The organism is Marinomonas polaris DSM 16579 (assembly GCF_900129155.1).
Lineage (GTDB): Bacteria > Pseudomonadota > Gammaproteobacteria > Pseudomonadales > Marinomonadaceae > Marinomonas > Marinomonas polaris.
Map to the genome: position 1 here is coordinate 21,911 of NZ_FQVF01000012.1, position 15,526 is coordinate 37,436.

General features: G+C 42.1%; 15 protein-coding genes and 1 tRNA gene. 6 read left to right on the plus strand and 10 right to left on the minus strand.

All coding sequences use genetic code 11. The features are described 5' to 3' along the window. Nucleotides 1–5: 5 nt before the first annotated feature. The 4 genes from BUA59_RS13510 to BUA59_RS13525 all read right to left on the minus strand — a co-directional run bounded on the left by BUA59_RS13510 (nucleotide 6) and on the right by BUA59_RS13525 (nucleotide 4,050). Nucleotides 6–1,094: a sulfate/molybdate ABC transporter ATP-binding protein gene (locus tag BUA59_RS13510; protein WP_072840229.1), complete on the minus strand. Its 1,089-nt coding sequence runs from the start codon at nucleotides 1,092–1,094 to the stop codon at nucleotides 6–8. 10 nt (nucleotides 1,095–1,104) lie between these two features. Beyond that, on the minus strand, nucleotides 1,105–1,983 hold the full coding sequence (cysW, locus tag BUA59_RS13515; protein WP_072840230.1) for a sulfate ABC transporter permease subunit CysW: 879 nt from the start codon (nucleotides 1,981–1,983) through the stop codon (nucleotides 1,105–1,107). Next, entirely contained in the window at nucleotides 1,984–2,823 is an 840-nt protein-coding gene (gene cysT / locus BUA59_RS13520; RefSeq protein ID WP_072840231.1) for a sulfate ABC transporter permease subunit CysT, read from the minus strand. It lies immediately after the preceding gene. A gap of 213 nt (nucleotides 2,824–3,036) precedes the next feature. Next, a complete protein-coding gene (locus BUA59_RS13525) occupies nucleotides 3,037–4,050 on the minus strand; it encodes a sulfate ABC transporter substrate-binding protein (RefSeq protein ID WP_072840232.1) in 1,014 nt (337 codons plus the stop codon). A gap of 168 nt (nucleotides 4,051–4,218) precedes the next feature. Here BUA59_RS13525 and BUA59_RS13530 point away from each other — a divergent pair, with 168 nt between their 5' ends. Then, entirely contained in the window at nucleotides 4,219–4,656 is a 438-nt protein-coding gene (locus BUA59_RS13530) for a GNAT family N-acetyltransferase (protein WP_198515398.1), read from the plus strand. A gap of 640 nt (nucleotides 4,657–5,296) precedes the next feature. Here BUA59_RS13530 and BUA59_RS13535 read toward each other — a convergent pair. From BUA59_RS13535 to BUA59_RS13545, 3 genes are all read right to left on the minus strand, one after another. Then, nucleotides 5,297–7,192: a methyl-accepting chemotaxis protein gene (locus BUA59_RS13535; RefSeq protein WP_072840233.1), complete on the minus strand. Its 1,896-nt coding sequence runs from the start codon at nucleotides 7,190–7,192 to the stop codon at nucleotides 5,297–5,299. A gap of 70 nt (nucleotides 7,193–7,262) precedes the next feature. Then, nucleotides 7,263–8,561, minus strand: a complete 1,299-nt coding sequence (locus BUA59_RS13540; protein ID WP_072840234.1) for an SLC13 family permease — start codon at nucleotides 8,559–8,561, stop codon at nucleotides 7,263–7,265. A gap of 37 nt (nucleotides 8,562–8,598) precedes the next feature. Further along, on the minus strand, nucleotides 8,599–9,423 hold the full coding sequence (locus BUA59_RS13545) for an amidohydrolase family protein (protein WP_072840235.1): 825 nt from the start codon (nucleotides 9,421–9,423) through the stop codon (nucleotides 8,599–8,601). A 168-nt stretch (nucleotides 9,424–9,591) separates the two neighbouring features. Between BUA59_RS13545 and BUA59_RS13550 the strand changes: the two genes are divergently transcribed. Both BUA59_RS13550 and BUA59_RS13555 read left to right on the plus strand, forming a co-directional pair. Next, nucleotides 9,592–10,329: a GntR family transcriptional regulator gene (locus tag BUA59_RS13550; protein ID WP_072840236.1), complete on the plus strand. Its 738-nt coding sequence runs from the start codon at nucleotides 9,592–9,594 to the stop codon at nucleotides 10,327–10,329. A gap of 135 nt (nucleotides 10,330–10,464) precedes the next feature. Further along, nucleotides 10,465–10,794: a DHCW motif cupin fold protein gene (locus BUA59_RS13555; protein ID WP_072840237.1), complete on the plus strand. Its 330-nt coding sequence runs from the start codon at nucleotides 10,465–10,467 to the stop codon at nucleotides 10,792–10,794. A gap of 83 nt (nucleotides 10,795–10,877) precedes the next feature. Here BUA59_RS13555 and BUA59_RS13560 read toward each other — a convergent pair whose 3' ends face one another. Continuing rightward, a complete protein-coding gene (locus BUA59_RS13560) occupies nucleotides 10,878–11,408 on the minus strand; it encodes a peroxiredoxin-like family protein (RefSeq protein ID WP_072840238.1) in 531 nt (176 codons plus the stop codon). A 124-nt stretch (nucleotides 11,409–11,532) separates the two neighbouring features. On the opposite strand from BUA59_RS13560, the gene BUA59_RS13565 reads away from it, so the two are divergent. Continuing rightward, nucleotides 11,533–12,375: an AraC family transcriptional regulator gene (locus BUA59_RS13565; protein ID WP_072840239.1), complete on the plus strand. Its 843-nt coding sequence runs from the start codon at nucleotides 11,533–11,535 to the stop codon at nucleotides 12,373–12,375. A 1-nt stretch (nucleotide 12,376) separates the two neighbouring features. Here the strand turns inward: BUA59_RS13565 and BUA59_RS13570 are convergent, their stop codons facing one another. Further along, nucleotides 12,377–13,321, minus strand: coding sequence for a GlxA family transcriptional regulator (locus BUA59_RS13570; RefSeq protein ID WP_072840240.1), 945 nt, complete (start codon nucleotides 13,319–13,321; stop codon nucleotides 12,377–12,379). Nucleotides 13,322–13,460: 139 nt separating this feature from the next. On the opposite strand from BUA59_RS13570, the gene BUA59_RS13575 reads away from it, so the two are divergent. Both BUA59_RS13575 and BUA59_RS13580 read left to right on the plus strand, forming a co-directional pair. After that, complete coding sequence (locus BUA59_RS13575) at nucleotides 13,461–13,979, plus strand: isochorismatase family protein (RefSeq protein WP_072840241.1); 519 nt, start codon at nucleotides 13,461–13,463, stop codon at nucleotides 13,977–13,979. A gap of 175 nt (nucleotides 13,980–14,154) precedes the next feature. Then, nucleotides 14,155–14,231, plus strand: a tRNA-Ile gene (locus BUA59_RS13580). Nucleotides 14,232–14,325: 94 nt separating this feature from the next. Here the strand turns inward: BUA59_RS13580 and BUA59_RS13585 are convergent. Then, on the minus strand, nucleotides 14,326–15,483 hold the full coding sequence (locus tag BUA59_RS13585) for a hypothetical protein (RefSeq protein ID WP_072840242.1): 1,158 nt from the start codon (nucleotides 15,481–15,483) through the stop codon (nucleotides 14,326–14,328). Between the last annotated feature and the right edge of the window lie 43 nt (nucleotides 15,484–15,526).

A 15,526-nucleotide genomic window follows, 5' to 3' on the forward strand; every position in this document is an offset into this window, starting at 1 on the left:
GGTCGTTATCCTTGTTGTTCGCTAAGTCGTAGTGTTTCTATTTCTTTAGGGAAGAGCGCTAAAGCTGATGGGACTAATTTGACCTCTTGCCCAATGTGCAATGGCTGATCTTGTCGCTGTTGTTGGGACAAGTGTACTTCGTAATGTGTGCCGTTAAGACCGTCCAGTTCCACCTTGGTTTCGATACCAAAGGATAATACACGGCTTATTCGTGCGGACACGCCTTCGTGATGATTATTCTCGACGATTTTTAATTCATGGGGTCTGGCAAAGGCAAACACGTCTTGGGCATGGCCATAAGAATCATTATGGTGACGCAATTGTTCATTACCAACCTGTAAATGCTCTTGTTCCGCGCGGCCATGAAACACGTTAACCGAACCTAAGAAACTGTACACAAACGGCGTTTGAGGGTGATTGTAAACCGCTTCTGGTGTGCCGACTTGTTCTACTTTGCCGTGATCCATTAATACTACTCGGTCGGCGACTTCTAAGGCTTCTTCTTGGTCATGGGTGACAAAAATAGAGGTGATATGCAGCTCGTCATGGAGTTTTCGCAACCAACGGCGTAGCTCTTTTCGTACTTTTGCATCTAAGGCGCCAAAGGGTTCATCCAGTAACAAAACGCGTGGTTCGACCGCTAAGGCTCTGGCCAAGGCGATACGCTGACGCTGGCCGCCAGAGAGTTGTGCAGGGAAGCGGTCGGCGAGCCAATCCAATTGCACAAGTTGCAATAAACTGAATACTTTTTCGCGTATTTTGGACTCAGATGGACGTTGTGCTTTAGGTTTCATTCTTAAACCAAAGGCGACATTGTCGAAAATCGTCATGTGCTTGAATAAAGCGTAATGTTGGAAAACAAAGCCGACCTGACGATCTCTAACATGTGTGTTTGAGGCGTTTTCGCCATCCAAAATAATGTCGCCGAGATCGGCTTGTTCTAGTCCAGCGATAATGCGCAACAAGGTTGTTTTGCCGCAGCCAGATGGGCCAAGTAGCGCCACTAATTCGCCTGATGGAAAGTCCAGTGATATATCGTCAAGAGCGGTGAATTCGTCAAATCGCTTGTGTATATTTTTTACGTTAATGCTCATATATCACCTATTATCCGTTCGTTCTTTTGCTGATTTTATGCTCGACATAGCTTTTGATGACCAAGGTCAGCAGGGCTAATAAAGCCAATAAAGATGCCACTGCGAAAGCCGCCGAGAAGTTGTATTCGTTGTAAAGAATTTCCACATGCAAGGGCAGGGTATTAGTTTCGCCACGAATGTGACCAGACACAACGGATACCGCGCCGAACTCACCCATGGCTCTGGCGTTACAGAGAATTACGCCATACAACAGGCCCCATTTGATATTCGGTAATGTCACGTACCAAAAGTTTTGCCAGCCTTTCGCACCCAGCACAATGGCAGCTTCTTCTTCCTCTTTGCCTTGTGCTTGCATGAGTGGAATCAGTTCCCGCGCGACAAATGGAAAGGTCACAAATATGGTGGCCAGCACAATGCCCGGTAAGGCGAAAATAACCTTGACGTCATTGGCGACTAACCATTCGCCAAACCAGCCATGAACACCAAATACCAGTACCAAACTTAAGCCAACTATGACCGGCGAGATGGAAAAAGGCAGATCGATAAAGGTGATTAAAATCTGTTTACCTCTAAACTCAAATTTTGTGATGGCCCACGCGGCGGCCACGCCAAAAACCAGGTTTAGCGGCACAGATATCAGCGCGGCGGTTAGTGTAAGAGCAATGGAAGACAGGGCATCAGCATCGGTAAATGCTAGCCAATAGGTTTCTAATCCTTTGCGTAAGGCTTCGGTGAAGACAGCGATTAACGGCAACAACAAAAACAGCGCAAAGAAACTTAATGAGATTCCTAGCAGTAAATATTTTACCCAGTTGGGTTCTCGTGTTGCGGCGTTCTTTTCAAAACGTGTCGTTTGTGAAGCGTGCGTTTGTATAGCAAGTGTGCTCATTTAAGCGCTCCTTCCTGTTTGTTTGGCTGTCCATGACTGCAATAGGTTAATCAGTAGCAATAAGATGAATGACACAATTAACATGACGGAAGCGATAGCCGTTGCGCCTGTGTAGTCGTATTGCTCTAGCTTGCTGATGATCATTAAGGGCGTGATTTCGGACACCATAGGAATGTTACCGGCAATAAAAATAACCGAGCCGTATTCGCCCACCGCACGGGCAAAAGCTAGGGCAAAGCCCGTCATGATGGCGGGTAGCAAGACTGGTAAAACCACATAGCGACAAGCTTGCCAACGATTCGCGCCTAGGCTTGACGCGGCTTCTTCCAATTCGGTATCAATTTCTTCCAATACAGGTTGTACCGTTCTCACCACAAAAGGCAGGCCGATAAACACCAACGCAATCAAAATACCAATAGGCGTAAAAGCCACCTTAATGCCAAAATAACCTTCAATGATTTGTCCAAGCCAACCGTTTTGTGCGTATAAAGCGGTTAAGGCGATACCAGCAACCGCAGTAGGCAAAGCAAAAGGCAAGTCGATTAAGGCGTCGACGATGCGTTTACCGGGAAAGGAATAACGTACTAAACACCAAGCCAGCAACACGCCGAAGACGGCATTAATAGCAGCCGCTAAAAATGATGTGCCAAATGACAATTGATAAGACGCCATAACACGAGGTGAGGTGACGACTTGCCAATATTCAGACAGGCTTAACTGACAGGTGAAGATAAAAATTGCGCTGATGGGAACCAGTACAATGAGGGATAAATACACCAAGGTATAACCCAGAGATAACCCAAATCCGGGTAACACCGAAAATTGACGAAGCGTGTTCATGACTGAATCCAGAATATCTAAAGTCTGTAGTTTATGGCGATGGCTTATGCAGCAGAACTAAGAATAAATGGGAAGCTTATGAAGAAAAGTGATTTAGCCTTTCTTGTACAACGGTCTCGTAAAAGTAAAACGTTAAATGCAAAACGGACGCTGATGGAGCGTCCGTTTTGCATTTATGGTTACGAGATTAAGAGGTTAGAAGGCGATTGGCTTTTATTTAACGGTATATATCTGGTCAAACTCCCCACCATCACTAAAATGAGTTTTCTGTGCTTGCTGCCAGTTGCCGAATTTTTCTTTGATAGTAAACGTTCTAACGTTTGGAAAACGCGCGATGTCCTTAGGATCTGCCAATGCTGGCAAAACTGGACGGTAGTAATGTTTTGCCGCCAAACGCTGTGCCTCAGGTGAATACAAATAGGCTAAATAGGCTTCTGCCACTTCTTTTGTGCCGTGTTTTTCAGCGATTTTATCCGCCACTGTGACAGGAGGTTCTGCCAAGATAGATACCGATGGCACAACAATTTCAAACTTTTCTGGGCCTAGTTCATTAATGGCTAGAAAAGCTTCATTTTCCCATGCAAGTAATACATCGCCTATGCCACGTTGAACAAAGGTATTGGTTGCGCCACGGGCACCACTGTCTAGCACAGGGACATTTTTAAATAGCTGTTTAATATAGTCTTTGGCTTTTTCCTCACTGCCGTACTTTTCTTCTGCGTAACCCCAAGCCGCTAAATAATTCCAACGAGCTCCGCCAGAAGATTTCGGGTTCGGTGTGATGACTTGGATACCGGGTTTGACCAAATCGTCCCAGTCTTGGATGTTTTTAGGATTGCCTTTTCGAACTAAGAAAACGATAGTTGATGTATAAGGCGCGCTGTTGTTGGGGAGTTTTTTCTCCCAATTTGGATCTATGTTGCCAGTTTTTTCAGCAATCGCGTCGATGTCGTAGGCCAATGCTAACGTCACTACATCAGCTTGCAGGCCATCAATCACAGCACGAGCTTGTTTGCCTGCGCCACCATGGGATTGTTTGATCGTTACGTCATCACCAGTACGCTGCTTCCAATAGTCGATAAATAGTGGGTTAAACGCCTGATAAAGTTCCCGTGTTGGGTCATAAGACACGTTGAGCAAGGTGATGTCTTTTGCAATAAGCTGTTGGCTAGCCACCGTAGCACTAATAATTAAGGGCAATATACTGAGTCGTTTTTTAAAAGTCATTTTCTGTTTTCCTTGATGAAATGAGGTCTAGCCTGAGGTGTTAAAGACAAGGAAAGGTTAAGTAAACAGTTATACAAACAAAACCAATTTAAAATGGATTGTTTATACGAAAAAATGCTAAATAATATCTTTGACGTAGCGCTAGCTAACTTTAAAGGAGTCCGAATAATGTCCGTTGAGCAATCCACAGAACTGGCTATTACATACAAGGTAAATCAGGCGATTACGGCGGCTCAGTTTATTGAGCTGCTGTCGAAAACTACATTAGGTGCACGTCGTCCTATTGATAATTTAGAGACCGTAAACGCTATGCTGGAAAACTCCAATTTGTTGATTACCGCATGGCAGGGTGAGGCTCTGGTGGGCGTGTCTCGTTCGGTGACGGATTTTGCCTTTTGCTGTTATTTATCTGACTTGGCGGTAGATGAGTCTGTGCAGGCATCAGGTATTGGTAAAACCTTGGTGCGAATGACCAAGGAAGCGTTGCAGCCTAAGTGTTCTTTGATTCTTTTGTCTGCTCCTCAGGCGGTAGATTATTACCCTAAAATTGGTTTTACCCAGCATAACAGTGCATGGGTGTTAACGGATATCCAATCTTTGAAGTAAGCATAATCGGTAGGTTCTTGAATCTTGATAGGTTCTTGAATCGCATAAAGAATAATGGATATGCTTTATGTGATCTTTTGTTATGTTTTAATGACAGGTTCTTGCAAATTTTCATAAATTTGCACACAAATGCTGGAACGAGATAAGAATGTTCATGATGCCTTGCGTGCATTGTTTTGAGTCATTTTTCTTTTTATTATGACGTTCTGTTGAAGGCCTTTAGATCTTAAATATATCGTCTAATCTATCGAATGGACTCCCTTCAAACCTTTTGAATTTCCGCGAGTTTGGTAAAGCTTTATCAGATTCGACAATGAACCTGTTCTCTATCTTACTTTGTAGTTTTTCTATTTTTTAAGTAGCGTCAGTAGCCCTTCTTTTAGGGTGATGTTTCTTTAAATCGCTAAAGATTCATTCTGTACTTCCCTTTTTTTTGGTGATGTCTCATTTTTTGAGCCATCACTTTTTTTTGCTTAAATTTTTAAAAAGATCTTGATGATATATCTACAGTCGTGAGCTTTCGTTTTAATGAAAAAGCCCCGCTAGCATTGCCAGCGAGGCTTTTGTTATTTTGATGTCCTGTTCTGGAACTATCTCTTTCTGAAAATAGTTCCGTCCAGTTTTTTTGAGTGATTAGAACTTATATTTGGAACTGGCCGACTTCTGTGTCGACTTGTTTAGCAAGTAGGCTAAGTCGTTTCGATTGCTCTACACCTGTTTTGCTTTCATCGGCTAAATCTGCCGCCACTTGGCGAATGATTTCGCTGTTTTGGCTTATTTCATGAGTTACTGCTGTTTGCTCTTCAGCGGCGGTAGCGATCTGCGTTGCCATGTCTGAAATGCTAATGATAGCATTGGCGATTTCTTCTAGGCTTTCTGTTGCTGCATCCGCATCGGCCACACTGGTTTGCGCTTTAGCACTGCTGTTTTGCATCGAAGTAACTGCTTTTGATGTCTGCTCTTGTAGTAACTCAATCATCTTTTGAATTTCTTCTGTAGAAGAGTGAGTACGCTGGGACAATGTACGTACTTCATCGGCAACTACGGCAAAACCACGACCATGTTCACCTGCACGAGCCGCTTCGATAGCAGCGTTTAGTGCCAGCAAGTTGGTTTGTTCTGCGATGCCAGTAATGGTTGATAAAATACCGCTGATTTGTTGGGCATGGTGATCCAAAGCTGAGATTTGCTCAGTGGCAAGGCTCACTTCGTTGGCAAGCTGGTAAGTTGAGTTACGGCTCTTTTGTACCTGAGCGCTGCCTTTTTGACCAAGTTCAACAGAATGGCTAGCGGCTTTTGCAGTTTGTTCTGCATTGCCTGCGATCTCATTGGTTGCGGCAGCCATTTCGGTGACGGCAGAAGCAACCATGTCTATTTCTTGTTGCTGAGTGGCAACACGAGAAGCGCTTTGAGTAGAGGAATTCGAGACGTTATGTGCTTCGTCCGCTACATCTTTAGACAGTACTTTTAGACGTTCTACAACGCCGTGCATGTGGCTAACAAAGTCATTAAAACCTTGCGCCAGTATGCCAATCTCGTCATCTCGTTTTACTTCTATACGAGCACGTAAATCGCCTTTGCCCTTGGATATATCCTGCAAGGCTTTTGAAACACGATTTAAGTCACTAAAGAGTACTTTAAACAACCAATATAAGAAGCAACTGAAGGCTGCTAATAGAGCCAAGGCGGTGATAGTTTGACGAACTAATACTGTGTAAACGGGCGCCATTAGCTCACTTTTATCCATGGTGAAAACTAAGGTCCAATCCGTGTTAGGGATATTCTGAGCGTAGGCAAAGACCTCATTCCCATCTAAGGTTTCTTCTACCAGCTTATCTTCTCTTGCTAAGTTTGATAGGAATTTAGGCGCGAAAATAGGCGAAATAGATTCGGCTTTTGTCATCACTATATTTTTGTCTGCATGAGCAATAATATCGTTGTTAGATGACACCATCATGGCAGAGCCAGAACCTGGAATATCAAGTTCGGCAACCTGTTTAGATAATTGATTCAAGCTTAGGTTTGCACCTACCATACCGAATGTCTTGCCATTCTTGGTTACTGGATTGGTTAAAATAATAACCAACTCTTTTGTGGTAGAACTTAGATTTGGGCCGAGTATGCTGGCTTTACCAATGCTCATGGCTTCGGTGTACCAGCTTTTTTGGCGTGGGTCGTAGTCAGCGCGTTTTGCGTCTAAGGCCGGATCTTGACGATACATCTTACCGTCGTTATTGCCGTAATAGGTTAAGGCAAACTTGCCACTATCGTAGGCTTGTTTGATAGCTATATAGGGCGATTGTTCAGGTGCTCGCTCTAATGTATTAGCAAGCGATTCTGCAATGACCTTGCGGCTGTTTAGCCACTCGCTCGTGTTATCGCCATAGGCTTTTGAAAAATGGCGGACATCTTTTAATAGTGAATCGCGCATTTGCTGAGTCAGGGAATGCGTTGTTTCTGAGACTAAGTAAGCTGTCGTTATAACGACGGCAATAATGCTGACACTCAGAAGGCGAGTGCGCAGTGAAAGGGTCATAAATGTATCTCCATATAAAAAAAGGGCGCAGCACCAAGCGATGCATACGCCCAAAGAGGTTTAGAGGGTGCTAAAGCACAAAGGTGATCAGCAAATTAAAGATTAGGGCTGCGGCAAAGCCCAGTGGTGCTGCGCGAAACAGAAGCTGAGGGAACAGTTTTGTTCGGCTTTCTTCTGTTGGGCAGGCACCTAGAATCAAACTTCCTCCAGAGGAGAAAGGTGATATTGCCGTGGCTTGCGCACCGACTACGATACAGATGAATAGCATCATCGGATCCAGTGACAAGCTTTGAGCAATTGACGGTACGATTGGGAAAAGCGCTGGTGTAACCACGCCTAATGTACTGGCAAAAAGGGACATAAAGGCCGCCACAATACCGAATGCAACTGGTACTAAAACGGCTGGTATTGAAGTACCGATCCAAGACGCTAGGTCGTTGATCGTGCCTGCTTTTATCGCAACAGAAATCAACATACCCACACCACAGATCATAATAAGCGTTGACCATGGCACAGACGCGATGGCTTTGCGTTCGTCACCTAATTTAAGCAATAGTGCGATCACAGAGAACACGCTGGCAATCAAACCAATATCCATTTTGGAATTAATGAAGGTAATCGTCTGATTGTCTGGAAATAAAAGATGTGAAATTGGTGCAAGTAAGACTAAGCCCATCATTATCAGCGTTAACGTCAATGTTTGACGTTGTTCTTTGTTAAACGCTGTAGGAAGGTCTGCTTGGTAGCCGCCTTTTGCAATGGTGCTACGATGCTTAGTAAAGAAAACCAATGCCGTAATTACGATTAAAGGAATAGCTGCGGTACTTAGGAAAATGCCAATAGAGTTGATGAATGCTTGGTTTTCCGTCACGCCAGCGTTTGCCATTATGCCGCGGAAAATAATACCGCTTTGGCTAGACATAAAGTTTGCGCCAGTCAGTGCGCCATAACCTACCGACATAGAACCAATCACCATACTCATGCCAGTTCGTTGGCAAAGTAATAAAGTAATAGGCGCCATAAAGGCCAGAACGGTGTAATAACCTGCGCCTAATGCTGAAATGATAGTCGTCGTAATATAAATAGCGTATGGCAATAGATGAGGAAAGTGTCGGCAACGATACATAAGATGTTCGGCCAGTTTCTCTAACGTCCCATTGATAATGGCAAAACTATAAAATAACGACACAGAGAAGATGATAAAGAAAATCTTCAATGGCCACATTTTGATGATGTCGTTAGGGCTTAATCCAAGCGCAAAACTACCAATTAAATAGGCGAAAGCGATGGCGAAAAGCCCGATATTAATACGGGTTTTATAACCAAGGATGATGGATAGTAGGATTGCTCCAACAACAAGTAGACTCATTTTATGGTTCTCTTTACATTTCTTATTTGGTTGCCGGTTAAAACTTAAACAGCTTGCTTGGATTGGTAATTAGTACTTTATTCCGCTCATACGTGCTGGGTAGTAAGGCTTCCATAAAACCGTATTGTTCTGTGTAATCTGTTTGTGTTTCAAATTGTGTGTTTGGCCAATCACTTCCCCATAATAAAAGTTCTGAGTGCCCATAAGCCGTGCGCAATATTGCTAACATTGCTTGTGCTTGCTCAATATTGGCATTGCAGCGATAAGCGGCTGAAATTTTTGTCCAGATGGGGGCGCCGCTACTTAGTAAATCTAAGAAGTCTTGGTGTGCTCGATTGGCTGGTTGGATACCCTGCAATGTACGGCCAAAATGATCGATAATGACCTCAACACCAGATTCTAAAATAGCCGGTAAAAAGCTTGCTAAATCGTCTAGTTCTCGCTGAATCTCAACAACCCATTTACGTTTTGCTAATTTAGTTAAAAATGTTTGCCATAGAGGAGACGTGTAATTTTCCAGTGGCTTATTTATCAAGTTTAGACGAATACCCACTACACCAGCCGCATCTAACTCATCTAATTCGTTATCGCTAATACTAGGGTCTACGACCGCAATGCCTTTAAGTTTCTGAGGATATTGATGTAAGGCTTGCAGCATAAAACTGTTGTCAGTACCTAAAAAACTAGGCTGAACTAAAACACCATGCGATATGTTGTAATTTGCTAACTGCATTAAAAAGTCTTCAGGCAGCGCATTATAGTCCGGAGCGTACCTTCGTTCTGCTGTCATAGGCAGATCAGTGCGAAAAATATGCGCGTGGGTGTCTATACCTTTCACTGGCAAATTAGTGTCAGAAATCATAAAGAGACCTTTGCATTCATGCGGTTAAGTTTGTTCATTATGAGGAGAATTGTGTACTTATGTAATTCATATATATGAATATATGTTTATATGAATATTAAGTCAACAATCGTAGACGGCTTACGGTATGGGTATTAGAATAATGTTCTTTACAAATGAGGGATCAAAATGGCGTTATTTAAGCAGGGGCGAGACCAACGTTTACCCCTATATCAACAGGTACGTGATGAATTGCTAGAAAATATTAGCGCGGGAACTTGGCTGCCGGATGCCCCAATTCCTACTGAAAGTGAGCTGACAAAAACCTATGATGTTGCCATTGGAACGATTCGCAAAGCGGTCGACACCTTAGTTAGTGATGGTTTGCTTTACCGTAGTCAAGGTCGTGGTACTTTTGTGCGTCGCCCCGATTTTAATGCCTCTTTATTTCGCTTTTTCCGTCAGATGTCTTCCGACGGGCGTTTTGTTATGCCCACAAGCCAATTGCTATCCAGAACACTCAAAAAGCCACCACAGCCAGCTGCTGATGCATTAAAAATAGATGTGAATGACAAGGCTATTTGTCTTGAACGTTTGCGTTTTTTGGAAGATCGAGTGGTATTAACGGAAGAAATTTGGTTGCCAGCGTCACTTTTTGCCAGCCTTATTGATTTAGAATTATCAGAGTTTGGTAATTTGCTCTATCCATTTTATGAACAACAATGCGGGCAACTTATCGCTTCGGCGAAAGAAACCTTAACCATTAAATCTGCTAATACATGTATTGCTGAAGCTTTAAAAACCGCTGAAAACAGTCCTGTTGCCGTCATTGAACGAGTGGCTTATGGTTATGACAAAACGCCTTTGGAATACCGTATTTCTCATGGTGCAGCAGAGACGTTTTGTTACCAAATAGAGATAGCTTAAACATCTTAAATATTGTTCGAATCTATTAATATAGTGCTTGACCAAAGTTCCTCGCTAACGCTTACTACTTATTATGTTATGCCGCTCAAATGGTGCGGCATTGTCTTGTTAATAGAAGGATTTTAAGGCGTTTTTATGAAGATTACAGATTTACCCTTTGGCATTACAGATTGGCAAGGCGTCGAAAAAACGACCCACAAAGGTGAGAGCGGATTTGCTTATTGGCAGACCAAACAGTTTGGTGATATTCGTGTGCGAATAGTTACGTATTCTGCTGGGTATTTGGCGGATCATTGGTGCACAAAAGGGCATATTCTTTTTTGCATGAGTGGCGAGCTGAAAACCGTACTAAAAGACGGTCGTACTTTTGTGTTATCCGCAGGCATGAGTTACCAAGTGGCTGATGATGCCGAGCCACATCGCTCTTCGACCTCTGAAGGCGCAACGCTCTTTATTGTAGATTGATGTGTTGGATATAAAAAAGTAGAACCGAGATGTTGATTCTACTTTTTATTGTATAACGTCAAATCACAATACACGTTTTGTTGTTAAATAAGTTCACCGCGTGCTGGATAATCTTTGCTGACAGCAAATTCGATTGCGCCAAGTACTTCTTTGAAGTGCGGACGAGCAAAAGGCATAGTGCTGATGTTGCTCCAGTATAATGTGCCATCTGGGCGAACAAGGAATAGTCCAGGTTCAGTAAACTCGGCAGGCTCTTCAATGCCAATGCTAGTCACACCTCGGCCTGCACTTCTGTGTAATCCCCAAGCTTGAGATTGTTCAACCGTTAGGCCATAGCCCATGGTTAAGTTTTCAATTTCCCATTCTGTTGATGCCTGTGCGGCTCTCTCTTCTGTGTCGGAACTTAGTACAAGGATATTCACACCTTTCGCGATAAAGTCATCTGCTAGGCGACTTAATTCTTTTAAGTAATTTTTACAAATAGAACAATGCAAACCACGATAAACGACAACCATGGTGAAGTTTTCAGGTGCTTGCTGAGCAAGTGACCAAGACTCTTTCAGAGTATTAATAGTGAGATTTGGTGTTGCTGTTCTTGGTTTTAGGACGAACATTTCGCTTACCTCATAATCTGTTGTTTGTTTTGATGAAGGCAGTTTATGGTTAAGGGTGATATGATTGGTGATTGTTTGTGCTTTATGTGTTGCAGATCGTATTTTCTCTTGAGGAAGAATTATTATGGATCGTCTTTCATCGGTATTAAGTGCGTTTCGCCCTAAGGCGACTTCGATAAGCGCTTTCCATTTTTCTCGTCAAAATGAGCGTTTGGCTTTATCAGCAGATTCTAGCTATTGGTTGTATTTAATCTCCGGAGAACTTTCTTTAACCACACACGGTGAAAGCCGAACGAGATTGAAAGAGGGTGATGGTGTGTGGTTTGCTACGGGCCAGGATCTCAGAGCATCGCTTATACAAAGGCTACACTGTGAAACTAAGTTATTAATTTGTGAATTTGATTTCGCCACAAAAGCGCTTAATCCATTGTTGGACTTGGAATGGCAATGGGTGAAAGTCGAAAAAGGTGATGAGATTGCCCTGCAATTGTCGCCTTTGAAAAGCATATTACTCACAGAAAGCTTGCAGCCTCGTTGTGGTTCTCAAGTGGTGATTGAGCGACTAGCTGAAGCTTATTTGGTGCAAATGCTGAGATTGTTTATTCAAAACAAAAAAATCGAATTAGGCTTGTTAGCAGGTTTAAGTGATGCGAGGCTGGCGCGGGCAATTGTGGCTATCCATGAGCAACCTCAACAAGCTTGGCAGGTTGCTAGTCTTGCCGAAAAAGCGGGTATGTCACGTTCGGTATTTAGTGGCTTGTTTAAAAGTACGATGGGAATGTCTCCCATGGCTTATTTGACTTCATGGCGCATGCGTTTAGCTGCGCAACGGATAAAAAATGGTGACCGAAATCTCGCAATTTTAAGTGATGAATTGGGTTATCAAAGCGAGGCGGCTTTTCGCCGGACTTTTAAAAAAGTCATTGGCATGACACCGGGAGACATTGGTCGTCAATCTCGTCTTTGAATTAATGGGGTGATGGCGATACAAAACGCTGGCGAAAGGCGCTGGGCGTTAACCCCATAATCTTTTGAAAGGCTTTACGGCAACTGCCAACATCTTCATATCCTACTTGCAGGGCGATGCTCTCGAACGACAGCGTTGTTTGTTCTAAGGCATCGCAAGCCGTTTGAATACGGATACGTTGCAAATATTCATTTGGGTTGAAGCCAGTGCATTTAGCGAAGCGTCTTAAAAAGGTTCTCGGCGTTAATTTAGCGAGAGCGGCCATGCTTTCAGTGCGTTGCAGTTCGGCAAAATGGCCTTGTAAATAATGCTGAACCGTCAAAATCGCCGCATCACCATGGTCGAAATTAGGTTGAAACTGTTGGTAGTAGCGTTGCTCTCTTTTACCTGTATCAATCACTAATGTTTTGCCTAACTGACGAACGATATTAGCATTCGTCAGTACTTGTACTAGTTCCATGGCCAAATCCATCCAAGACATCATGCCTCCGGCGCTGATCACATCGCCTTGGTTAATCAATATCTTCGACGTGTCCATTGCTTGCTGAGGAAAACGTTCCTTAAACAAACCTTCTAGCGCCCAGTGCGTCGTCATTTGGCGTTTATCTGTAAGACCTGTGTATGCCAAAAAGAACGCACCAGCGCAGGCACTGCAAAGTATGGCACCTTGTTGATGCTGTGCGATTAAAAAATCATTGATATCGGTATTCTTCTCGCTGTAACTGGCTTTATGCAAGCTAGGCGGCAACAAGACTGCGTGATAGTGAGATTGCGTGTCCAAGTCTTTCTTTAAGTCTGCCTCGTGTAAAATATGCGTAGTGATACGGATTTCCAAACCTGTTTCTTTGCAGGCTTCATTGGCTAGCTCGAATGTTTCGGCAAAACCATAAACCGCCGACAAAAGAGAATGAGGATAAGCAAGTACAGCGATTTGATAATGTTTCAAGGAATCACCTGTTTGTCATTTTAGGCCTCTAATATGTCAAATTTGACACTGTAATGGAATCCATAGTTTTGCGATTCTAGATAGAGGTTTTTACACGACGACTGTGCTTGCCAATACTTTGTTTAATAGGAGCCAATTTATGAGCCGCACTGCATTATTAGTCATCGATCCACAAAACGATTATTTTGATAAAGGTAATTTTCCATTGTGGAATACTGACAATACGTTAAAAGAAATTCTTAATGCCATTAACGCAGCAAAAGAACAAAATGCCGCCATTGTACTTGTGCAACATGTAGCAGCTGGCGAATCGCCATTTTTTGTTGAAGGTACAGAAGGGGTGAAACTTCACCAAGCGATTCTAGACGCCGCACCTGATGCGCCAGTGATCATCAAACAACACGCCGATGCTTTTCAAGAGACAAACCTAACGCAAGTGCTAGAAGAGCTGGCAGTAGATCGTCTAGTGATCTGCGGCATGATGACGCAAAACTGCGTGACTCATACTGCGATTTCTGATGCCGCCGATCTTTATCAAGTCAGCATCTTGCCAGATGCTTGTACCACTCGTGAACGGCTTTTACACCTGATCGCGTTAGAAGCCATTAAGACGAAAGTTACCTATACCGACATTCGGCATGCTTTTGAGCGAGTTTAAATGAGTCGCTAACGATAAATAAAAAATGAGTAAAACGCAGAGAACTAGAGGGCTGAGTAATTGGTTGGTTAAAAAATAGCCGGATAATCAACCACTTTCGAAGATTTATTACATATAAATTGCATGCACTTCTTGGCAAGCGGCGAGCATATCGATATAATCTGCAACGCTTTTAGGGCCTGTAGCTCAGTTGGTTAGAGCATCCGACTCATAATCGGCAGGTCCCCAGTTCAAGTCTGGGCAGGCCCACCATATAAAATAAGCCTCTAGAAGGTTAGTTAACGCTAACTTCTAGGGGCTTTTTTATTTCTTGTGCTACATCCGTGCTACAAAATTACTTTATAGCTTATTTAGAATTGGCTTTGCTCACTATTTCAGCAATTCTTGATTTGCTAAGATTAAACTGTGTCGCTATTTTACGATACGATACACCATGTTTTTTCATCTTTCTGATTTCTTGATCTCTCTCTTCTGTATCCTTCCTTCTAGCGTCAATTGTTTGTCTACTATTTTGTATTTCTACAAGCTTTGCATTTTCTTTTCTATACTCGTTACTGGCTCTAAGAAATTCATCTGCAATTATCATGTTGTTGAGCAGCCAAAAAATACTAGTATTTTCTAATGGATTATCAAGAACATTAGCTGAGTATAACCATTTTGAAAAATCTTCAAATTCTGAAAAATGTTCTAAAAGTATATCTTCATTGAAATCTGGTAGGGCTATTAGTAGCTTTTGACAAATAAAGCTCTTTAGTGTCACTAGTTCTTCTGAGAGTAGATAAGCTATTGCAGCAAATTTAACCCTGTTGGAGCGCTCTGAAATTATTTTAGATAACGAATCAGGAGATCTTTCTATATAAAAATCACCTAGCGAATTTCGCATTTCTCTTTGATTTAGATGTTTTTTTATTCTACTTTCATTTAAGTAATGTTTGATTTTAATAACATCTTTGTAAAAATCTGGGCTGCTTGATAAATGATAAGAACAGTAGCTATTTTTTAAAATACGTCTATAACAAATAGAGCAATATTTAACTTTTTCTTTGTAGCAATAATCACGAACTATTAGTGTTATTAGTCGTATTGTTTCTAATCTCTTACTTTCTATATCAAAATTTCCTTTTTTTAATTTTATTAATTCTTTAATTTCTTGATTCCATTTTTTAAGCTCTGATTTTCTTGAGACAATGCGTGAAGGGGATTTTATTGTTTTTTTAAAGATGAATTCTTCTGTCTTTTCATGAAGAAGGTGATTGGAGATTATCGTATTGTTGAAGTGGAAATCTAAATGTATTTGAAAAAAATATTTAGCTGTTTTTAATCCAAAAATATTTTTGTTAATACCTTTCCTTATCGTATTTTGATTTTCTATATCACTCAATAAAGATGAAAGTGACTCTTGAAAAACAATGTCTTTGCTGTTTTTTTTAAAATCTAAAACTATTGAATTGATGTTTTTTATCAACATCTGAAAATTATTTTCATTACCTTCTGTAGTTATCATTTTAAAGTGTCCACCTATTTTAAAATATGTAATGACATCATTT

Excerpts from the sequence above, each read along its gene's own strand:
- BUA59_RS13575 (WP_072840241.1), top strand. The coding sequence starts at position 13,461 with ATGAGCCGCACTGCATTATTAGTCATCGATCCACAAAACGATTATTTT.
- cysT (WP_072840231.1), bottom strand. The coding sequence starts at position 2,823 with ATGAACACGCTTCGTCAATTTTCGGTGTTACCCGGATTTGGGTTATCT.
- BUA59_RS13540 (WP_072840234.1), bottom strand. The coding sequence starts at position 8,561 with ATGAGTCTACTTGTTGTTGGAGCAATCCTACTATCCATCATCCTTGGT.
- BUA59_RS13530 (WP_198515398.1), top strand. The coding sequence starts at position 4,219 with ATGTCCGTTGAGCAATCCACAGAACTGGCTATTACATACAAGGTAAAT.
- BUA59_RS13550 (WP_072840236.1), top strand. The coding sequence starts at position 9,592 with ATGGCGTTATTTAAGCAGGGGCGAGACCAACGTTTACCCCTATATCAA.
- BUA59_RS13535 (WP_072840233.1), bottom strand. The coding sequence starts at position 7,192 with ATGACCCTTTCACTGCGCACTCGCCTTCTGAGTGTCAGCATTATTGCC.
- BUA59_RS13510 (WP_072840229.1), bottom strand. The coding sequence starts at position 1,094 with ATGAGCATTAACGTAAAAAATATACACAAGCGATTTGACGAATTCACC.
- BUA59_RS13585 (WP_072840242.1), bottom strand. The coding sequence starts at position 15,483 with ATGATAACTACAGAAGGTAATGAAAATAATTTTCAGATGTTGATAAAA.
- cysW (WP_072840230.1), bottom strand. The coding sequence starts at position 1,983 with ATGAGCACACTTGCTATACAAACGCACGCTTCACAAACGACACGTTTT.
- BUA59_RS13545 (WP_072840235.1), bottom strand. The coding sequence starts at position 9,423 with ATGATTTCTGACACTAATTTGCCAGTGAAAGGTATAGACACCCACGCG.
- BUA59_RS13555 (WP_072840237.1), top strand. The coding sequence starts at position 10,465 with ATGAAGATTACAGATTTACCCTTTGGCATTACAGATTGGCAAGGCGTC.
- BUA59_RS13525 (WP_072840232.1), bottom strand. The coding sequence starts at position 4,050 with ATGACTTTTAAAAAACGACTCAGTATATTGCCCTTAATTATTAGTGCT.
- BUA59_RS13560 (WP_072840238.1), bottom strand. The coding sequence starts at position 11,408 with ATGTTCGTCCTAAAACCAAGAACAGCAACACCAAATCTCACTATTAAT.
- BUA59_RS13565 (WP_072840239.1), top strand. The coding sequence starts at position 11,533 with ATGGATCGTCTTTCATCGGTATTAAGTGCGTTTCGCCCTAAGGCGACT.